Source organism: Halomonas sp. 3D7M, from assembly GCF_014897885.1.
Taxonomy (GTDB): Bacteria; Pseudomonadota; Gammaproteobacteria; order Pseudomonadales; family Halomonadaceae; genus Vreelandella.
The window spans coordinates 76,764-82,023 of sequence record NZ_JABUZF010000035.1 but is presented as its reverse complement, the minus strand read 5'-3'; the positions used below and the strand labels follow the sequence as shown (position 1 = coordinate 82,023).

7 protein-coding genes (1 of these 7 running past the window's edge) are annotated in these 5,260 nt (G+C 55.2%); 5 read left to right on the top strand and 2 right to left on the bottom strand.

Features of this window, described 5'->3' with window-relative positions; translation table 11 throughout:
* Positions 1–241: the 3' end of an acireductone synthase gene (mtnC, locus tag INT22_RS01100; protein ID WP_193067506.1), read on the top strand. 470 nt of this gene lie to the left of the window's left edge; only the last 241 of its 711 coding nucleotides appear in the window; its start codon lies beyond the left edge, outside the window; the stop codon is at positions 239–241.
* A gap of 11 nt (positions 242–252) precedes the next feature.
* A complete protein-coding gene (locus INT22_RS01095) occupies positions 253–801 on the top strand; it encodes a 1,2-dihydroxy-3-keto-5-methylthiopentene dioxygenase (RefSeq protein WP_193060083.1) in 549 nt (182 codons plus the stop codon).
* Between the two features lie 85 nt (positions 802–886).
* On the opposite strand, the gene mtnK is transcribed toward INT22_RS01095, so the two are convergent.
* Entirely contained in the window at positions 887–2,152 is a 1,266-nt protein-coding gene (mtnK, locus tag INT22_RS01090) for an S-methyl-5-thioribose kinase (protein WP_226912312.1), read from the bottom strand.
* Between the two features lie 128 nt (positions 2,153–2,280).
* On the opposite strand from mtnK, the gene INT22_RS01085 reads away from it, so the two are divergent.
* Positions 2,281–2,565 (top strand): YrhK family protein, encoded by a 285-nt coding sequence (locus INT22_RS01085; protein WP_089040686.1) that lies wholly within the window; start codon positions 2,281–2,283, stop codon positions 2,563–2,565.
* A 12-nt stretch (positions 2,566–2,577) separates the two neighbouring features.
* Here the strand turns inward: INT22_RS01085 and INT22_RS01080 are convergent, their stop codons facing one another.
* The gene (locus INT22_RS01080; RefSeq protein ID WP_319021976.1) at positions 2,578–3,333 is read right to left on the bottom strand and encodes a DeoR/GlpR family DNA-binding transcription regulator; all 756 of its coding nucleotides are present in this window, start codon (positions 3,331–3,333) and stop codon (positions 2,578–2,580) included.
* A gap of 145 nt (positions 3,334–3,478) precedes the next feature.
* Here INT22_RS01080 and INT22_RS01075 point away from each other — a divergent pair, with 145 nt between their 5' ends.
* Positions 3,479–4,459, top strand: coding sequence for an ABC transporter substrate-binding protein (locus INT22_RS01075; protein WP_193060082.1), 981 nt, complete (start codon positions 3,479–3,481; stop codon positions 4,457–4,459).
* A 2-nt stretch (positions 4,460–4,461) separates the two neighbouring features.
* A partial coding sequence (locus INT22_RS20145) for an ABC transporter permease (protein ID WP_226912311.1) occupies positions 4,462–5,260 on the top strand: 799 nt, incomplete at its 3' end.

Below are 5,260 nucleotides of genomic sequence, written 5' to 3'. Positions count from 1 at the left end.
CCCCCTGTTTAGCGGCTACTTCGACACCCATATTGGCCATAAACGCGAAGCCACGGCCTATCAGCGAATTATCGCTGAGCTTGACCTACCGCCGGAAGCGGTGCTGTTCTTATCGGACGTAGTCGAAGAGCTGGACGCCGCCAAGCAGGCGGGCATGCAAACCCTACAGTTAGTTCGCGAAGGCACCCAGGCGGGCAATAGCCACGCGTGCGTTACCCGCTTTGATGAAATTGCGCTTTAGGAGAGCCTAGAATGTCGCAACTGAAAGTATTTGCTGATCAGAACCCTAACGATGCCCTGCTAGACATCACTGACGGCGAGCAGATGACTGCTGAGCTGAACAAGGTGGGGGTGTTGTTTGAGCGCTGGGCAACGCCGGGCGAGATTGCCGACGACGCCACCCAGGAAGATATTTTGGCGCTTTATCAAGACGACATCGACCGGGTAAAGGCCATCGGCGGCTATCAAACCGTCGATGTGCTGCACATGGTGCCCACGCACCCAGACAAAGACGCTATGCGCCAGAAGTTCTTAAACGAACACCGCCATCACGAAGACGAAGTGCGCTTCTTCGTTAAAGGCCAGGGGCTTTTCTGCCTGCATATTGAAGACAAGGTGTATCAGGTGCTGTGTACCCGCAACGATCTGATCAGCGTACCCGCGAACACACCCCATTGGTTTGATATGGGCCCAGCGCCAGAATTCACTGCACTGCGCTTCTTCGATAACGTGGAAGGCTGGGTGCCTCACTGGACAGAGAGCGATATCGCCGGGAAATTTGATCGCCTGGATCAGCTGTAAGTTGTGAATGGTGAATCGTAAGTTGTGAATGGTAGGAGGCAGCGTTAGCGTGCGAAGCGCTAACGCTGCCTCCTTTATTGGGCTCTTACAACACCTCTTGCTGGTTATACGCCCTGGCTAAATCCGCCAGTGCGGTAAGCTCACGATAGGCCTCCGGCTCCATTATTAGCGCTTGGCCCATCAGCACATTGCGTGCTTCAAGCTTGGCACGCAGCGCGGTGTCTTCGATCTCTTCAAAGTCAGCGTTATGGGCCAACGATAAAACTCGACGGTGCATTTCAATGCCGCAATAAGCTAGTGCATCCAGGCGAATCTCTTCAAGCAGCGCATCGCAGGCGTCATCGGCACTGTTTCCCTGGGCTTCAAACAGCGCCCGGGGGAACAGAATACCGGTGCGTTCGGTTTGCCACAGGTGGCGGAACTCGGCATCAAAGCGGGTAAAGCACGCTTCAATCACGTCAAGAATCCACGCTTGGTAGGCATCAAGCTCATCGGCTTGGCGGTGGGCGGGCTGGCTGAAATAGGCCATCAGGAAGTTGGCAACGGCCATGCCTAGATCAAAGGCCATTGGGCCATACTGGGAAAACTCGGGATCAATCACCCGCACATCCGACTCAGTGGCCATAATTGACCCAGAGTGCAAATCACCGTGCAACATGGTTTCCGTGTTCGCAGTGAACTTCATCAACAACCGCTGCACTTTAGCTTTTAAGCGCGCATTACGGCGCAGTTCATCCACTACCGGCGAAAGCTCTGGCGTATGGCGGTTCATTTCGGCGCCATAATAGGGGTCGGTAAACACTAGGGATTCGGTAATCGCAGGAATCGCCACGTTGCCTGAAAACAGCCCCACGTCGGCTTTCTTCTCGGGGCTGCTTAAGGAGAGTTCCGAGCCACGAAACGCCATGCGCGCACAGAATTCACCGATGGTTTCGCCAAGCTGAGCAACCCGCTCACCGCTGATCAGTTTGCGACGCAGAATCGTGTGCGGGTAAAGGTACTCCATGACAATCAGCGCTTGGGGCTTGTCGAAATAGAACACCTCAGGGGCGATGCCCGGCGCACGCTGGGCTTGGCGTACCAGGGCGTAATACTCAAAGTGGGCGCGATAAAGTGGCAGCGGCCAGCTCTCACCGACCATACGCACATAGGGTAGCGCTTGTTTTACCACCACACTTCCCGCACTCCCCGATACAATGAATACCAAGTTGAGATTGCCATCCCCTACTTCGCGGATCTGCCACTGCTCAGGGTTGGCGCCCACTCGGCTTGCCACTGCCTCGACACTCCCCAACCGCTGGGCCAGAGTATCTACCTCTAACGCTTGATAGGCCTGTTCGTGTGCCACCATTTTATTCCTCACGAAAAATGCGTTTTTATTTGTCACACTGGGGAATGGTTGTCAAACACCTTCATACGCAAGCGTAGCGAAACTGTCATAACACGATTAGCACAGCAACCGACGACAAGGAGAGCACGATGCAGCGTCAGCAAGACCCATCAACAAACGATTGGACATTTACTATTGGTCATCGCGAGCTAATCGTTCACCGTCGTTATGAAGTACTAAGCATAATGAACGACTTCATGATTGGCATTTGGTTTACTATCGGCAGCATCTGCTTTTTTTACAGCGGCACGATACTGACCGTCGGCGTATGGTTATTTGTGCTTGGTAGTGTACAGCTCTTGATACGCCCAGCGATTCGTTTACACCGCTACGTCTATTTTAAGCAGTTACCCGATACTGATCACGATGCTTAAGATGTCTCATCGTTAGCTTAAAAATCGCACTCCTCTCGCGGCCAGCGGGCTGCGCAGCCTATCCGGTAGCGGGCTATCAGTAATCACCGCATGATAGTCAGCAAGCTGGCCAGCGGCACAGCGCAGCGGTAGGTCGAATTTGGTTTTATCCAGCACCAGAATGCGATAGGCGGCATGGGATAGCAGCGCTTCGCGGGCCATAACTTCGTCATCATTGTAGTCATATAAATGGCCATCACTGTCCATGCCGCCCACTGAGACAATGCCGACATCCACCCGGTAGCGTTGAAAGAAGCGCCAGGCATCGCCGCCAATCACATCTTGATCACGCCGCCGTACCCGCCCACCCGCTACCACCAGCTCGCATTCCATGGTGCACAGTTTGATGAGTGCGTGCAGGTTATTGGTCATAATCTGCAGACCTTGCTTATCGCGTAAGGCGTCAGCCAGTTGCTCTACCGTAGTGCCCGTACCTAAAAATAGCGATTGGTGATGCTGAACCAGCGAAGCGGCCTGGCGGGCAATCTGACGCTTACCCGCTTGATTAACGATTTGGCGCTGATCGTAGCCAATATTCTCCTGATCGGGAAATGGCAACACTTCTCCGTGGCGACGCAATACCAGCCCTTGCTCAGCCAAGACACGAACATCCCCACGCAGTGTTTGTATCGACACATCAAACTGGCCAGCTAGCGATTCCAGGGGCTGGCGACCTTGCTGGCGCACCTGTGCCAACACGGCACGGCGGCGCTCGTTTAATCCTATTATTTTCTTCACGTTGGCGACCACCTTAGTAACGAAAGCCTTTTTTTGACAGGCGAAAGCCTACCGCCATCAAACGAAAGCGTAGTGTCACGATGTTGTAAGGCGATGACAGTAGTGTGATCAGTGTTCACCTACTGGAGGTTTTACGATGTTGAAGCGCTCACTGTGCACTGCCGTTACGCTTGCAAGCTTTGCTCTATCGTCGTCACTGCTCGCTGATGACAAATTGGTGCTCTATACCAGCCAACCGAATAGCGATGCCCAACAAACCGTGGATGCCTTTCAGGCCGCCTATCCTGATATTGAGGTGGAGTGGGTACGCGATGGCACCACTCGCCTGATGACTCGCCTACGCTCAGAGCTTTCCGCGGGTGTCAGCAACCCAGACGTACTATTAATTGCTGACAGCATGACCATGACCTCACTCAAGCAGGAGGGCCATTTGCAGGCTTACCTCAGCCCAGAGCGGGAGGCTTATGATGAGGCGCTATACGATCCGGAAGGCTACTTCTACGGCACCAAACTGATCACCACAGGGATTGTGTATAACACCGCTGCCGAGCATCAGCCGCAGCGTTGGCAAGATCTGACGGGGCCTGACTATGAAGGCCTTGTCACAATGCCAAGCCCGCTCTATTCCGGCGCAGCGCTGATTCATATGGCAGCGCTGAGCGACAACCCCGACCTTGGAATGGGCTACTACGAGGCGCTGCAAGCTAATCGTGCAGAAGCTCAGGGCGGGAATGGCGGCGTGTTCAATGCCGTTGCCTCAGGCACGAAGCCCTACGGCATCGTGGTGGATTTCCTGCCGATTCGCGAGGCCGCCAAGGGCTCGCCGGTTGAGTTTGTCTTCCCTGCAGAGGGCGTTAGTGCGGTCACCGAGCCTGTCGCAATCATGCAGGGTGCCAACAACCCGGACGCCGCGCAGAAATTTGTCGATTTCGTGCTTTCTCAACAAGGCCAGGAACTCGTCAGCCAGCAAGGCTACCTGCCTGCCCACCCGGCTGTTGCACCGCCTGAAGGCTTTCCCGCTCGTGATGCTATCCAGCTAATGCCGATCAATATTGAGCAAGCACTGGAGCAGGAAGAGACGTTGAAGCAGCGCTTTAGCGACCTGTTTGGCGGCTAACCATGACACCGTCGCTTAACGTTGGCAGCCAGCACCGCTGGCTGCTCAGCCTAATCACACTCACGGTGGTGCTATTAAGCCTAGCGCCTAGCCTGCGGCTACTGGCTGAGGCACTTAGTGACCTTGGCCAGGGCAGCGAATCACCGCTATGGAAGGTGCTTAACGCAGCGAGTACTTGGCGAGCGCTGTGGCACAGTGTGTATACCTCGGGCCTTGGCATGTTGATTGCGCTGGTGCTGGGTAGCCTATTCGCCTTCGTGATTACGCTGACCGACATCCGTGGCAAAGCGTGGCTTGTGTTCTGCTTTATGCTGCCGATGATGATTCCTCCCCAAGTGACGGCGCTGAGCTGGCTACAGCTGTTCGGCCCCGCCAGCCCGTTGCTGAAAAGCATTGGTATGGCACCGCCACTGGGCAGCCCTCAGCCGCTCTACTCAGCGGAAGGCATTGCGCTGTTGCTGGGAATTCAAAGCGCACCGCTGGTCTTTTTAGCGCTGCGCACCTCACTGATCTCACTCCCCCGCGAGCTTATCGAAGCAGCCCGCATCAGCGGCGCGCGCCAGACCCAAGTCTGGGGGCAGATTATTTTGCCAGTCACTCGGCACGGTTTAATTGCCGGAGCGGCGATGGCGTTTATTTCTAGCCTGGGCAACTTCGGCATTCCTGCCATGCTGGGGATTCCTGCGGGCTACTACGTGTTACCGACACTGATCTACCAGCGTATGGCTAGCTTTGGTACTGGCGTGCTGGCAGAAATGGCAGCGCTATCGTTATTGATTGGTGTGCTGGCACTGGCAGGCG